Below are 2,597 nucleotides of genomic sequence, written 5' to 3' on the forward strand. Positions count from 1 at the left end.
TGAGCCGGATGAGCCGGCGCCGTCGATGACGACGGCCGCGCCGGGTGCCGCGGCGATGGTGAGCCACTTGCTGGGCGCGCCGTCGCGGGACACAGCGAAGCCGGGGTAGGTGCCCGCGGCGACCTGCACGGTGTCACCGGGCTGGGCGGCGTCGACCGCAGCGCTGATGTCGCGGTAGGTCCCGGCGGCGCCCACGGTCAGCGTCCGGCCCCCGCCTGGCGCGCCGTCGTCGATGCCCTTCACCGCCGCACCGCCGGCCCCGTCCTGGAGGCCCGAGCCGGCCGCCCCCGTGCCGGAGCCCGACCCGGTGCCGGTGCCTGTCGTGCCGGTGCCTGTCGAGGTGCTGCAGCGCGGCTGCGCGGAGGTGAGGCCGGCCTTGACGAGGGCGTCGTGGATGGCCTGCGCACGGGGGTCGGTCGCGGCGGCGGTCGCCGCGGCGAGGTCGGCGGCCGCCGCCCGCCACCCGCACGACACTGCAGCGCCGGGGTCGACCACGAGCGGGTGGGCGTCGGCGGCCTGCGCGACGCCCGTGCTCGTCGAGATCAGCCCGAGCACGAGCGCGCCGATCGTGGCCGCCCGCGCGCCCGGCCGACCGGTCCTCATCTCGACGCCCCGAGCGGATAGCCGTTGACCTGCCCGGACGCAGCGGCCCGGACGTCGGGCAGTGGCGGCGGCTGTGGCGTCAGGGGAGCTGGCGCGGGGGGCGTGTGAGCGCGGAGCTGGGCGTTGGTGTCGAAGATCCGCTGCTCAGTGGCCGAGAGGACGGTCTGGACTTTCCACCCGGGATGGTTCTCGATTTTCCACAGGGCGCGGCCGCGGCGTTCCATGGCCCAGCCGTTGGTGACGTCCTGCTCGCGCTCGGACAGCGCGAGCTCGGTGGCGAGCTCGTCGGCGACGCGGGTGGACTGCCCGAGCAGGATCCGGGTCGAGCACAGCGCGAGGAGGTCTTTGGCGATCGCGACCTCCTGCGAGCCGGCGGCGCCGACCGAGAGCAGGTCCGAGGGCTTGTGCATGACCAGCAGCTGGATCTTGCGTTCGGCGCGGGACAGCCGCAGGTCGGAATCCACGGCGTGCACCGCCCGCAGCCCGAGGCGCATCTGGCGCCAGACCTCGTCGCGCACGACGATGCGGATCTCGCCGTCGTCTTGCAGGTCGGTGATCATCGACGACCAGGACCCGAGGCAGGTCAGCGCGACGGCGATGGCCTGGTCACCGCGTGAGCGCAGCAGCGACAGGTCCATCGACTGGATCGGGGCGTCCCAGTCCAGGGCGAAGTTGGTTGGCTCGTCGAACAGCCCCGCGAGGGGGCCGTGGACGAGGTTGGATAGGGCGTCGGTGATCAGGCGGGTGTGGTCGAGGAACTCTCGGGGCCCGGCGAACCGGGCGACCTGCCACAGGTCGTCGTCGGGGTGGGCCAGGGCGCGGGCGACGTCGGGGATGGTGATCGGGCGCAGCCGGGTGCTGCCGTCCTCGACACCGACGAGGCGGCGCAGCACGACCGAGAGGACGAGCTCGTCGGTGACGGTGGGCTGGTAGCCCTGGGTTTCGGCCAGCGCGGCGAGCAGCTTGGTCCAGCGGGCCAGGATCCCGGTGAGCTCCTCGCGTTGCCGGGCGGCGGTCCAGCCGGCCCAGCGGGCGGCCAGCGGGCCGAGGTCGAGCGCGTTGAGCCGGGCCGAGCTGCCCCGGCCGAGCGCGATGGGGGTGATCCCCAGGGAGCGCAGCAGCGGGGTGTACTCGCCCTTGACGTCGCCGGAGATCAGCGTCTTGATCCCGAACAGCATCATCCGCAGGCAGAACGCGACGACGGTGGAGGACTTGCCGCGGCCGGGTTCACCGAAGATGACCATGTTCGGGTTGGTCGACAGGCCGCGGAGCAGCCATTCGATGGGGTGGCAGTAGAACGCCCCACCGGAGAGCACGTCGTAGCCCATGCGGGCGCCGATCGCGGGGACGCCGTTGGCGGCGAGCAGCGGGAACAGCCCGCCGATCTCGCCGGTGGTGGCCTGATAGACCGGTACCCGGGCGGCGGCCTCGACCGGCGCCCACCCGGTGCCGGGCTCGGATCGGCCGCGGCGCGGGGCGAGCGCCCGGTTGATCCGCTCGGTTCGCGAGTCCGGGCTGTCGAGGCCGTCACCGCCTGTTGTGGGGGCGGGACTCAGCGAGCCGCCGGGAGCGAACAGGCTCATCAGGTCCTGGGCGTCCCGCGGCCCGGACGCCGGGCCACCCGCAGCGCGGGTGGAGCGGGCAGGGCGGGCGGGGCGGGGGGAGCGAAGGAAGCGCATCAGTCCAGCGCTCCCCGCAGGCGGGGCAGCCCGATCCCGACCGGGAGCGCGGCCGCGACGAACGCGCTGTCTTGGGCGAGTTCCAGGCGCAGCAGCCGGAACCGGCCTGAGGCGTCGTTCTCCAGCTTCGCGGCGTGGTCCTCGAGGTTCCATCCGGCCGGGACGGTGATCGAGGCGGCGACGGTGAACCGGACCATCGAGTGCCCGGCGGCGACGGCGGACTCCTGGTTGCGTGCGCCGCCGGCCTTGCGGTGTTCGGCGGCGGTGGTGTTGAAGCCCTTGTTGGCCTTCCAGTCGGTCATGACGTTGTTGCGG

Annotated in this window: 2 protein-coding genes and 1 pseudogene; all 3 read right to left on the reverse strand. The window is 73.8% G+C overall.

Going from position 1 to position 2,597, the window contains the following annotated elements; genetic code table 11:
- A pseudogene (locus TOK_RS33000) lies at positions 1-603 on the reverse strand (hypothetical protein); the annotation flags it as partial.
- Positions 600-2,186, reverse strand: coding sequence for an ATP-binding protein (locus TOK_RS27745; RefSeq protein WP_253258680.1), 1,587 nt, complete (start codon positions 2,184-2,186; stop codon positions 600-602). The gene TOK_RS27745 and the pseudogene TOK_RS33000, both read right to left, overlap by 4 nt.
- A gap of 95 nt (positions 2,187-2,281) precedes the next feature.
- A partial coding sequence (locus TOK_RS34510) for an SCO6880 family protein (RefSeq protein ID WP_374754935.1) occupies positions 2,282-2,597 on the reverse strand: 316 nt, incomplete at its 5' end.

Source organism: Pseudonocardia sp. N23 (assembly GCF_002583555.1).
In the GTDB taxonomy this organism is placed as follows: domain Bacteria; phylum Actinomycetota; class Actinomycetes; order Mycobacteriales; family Pseudonocardiaceae; genus Pseudonocardia.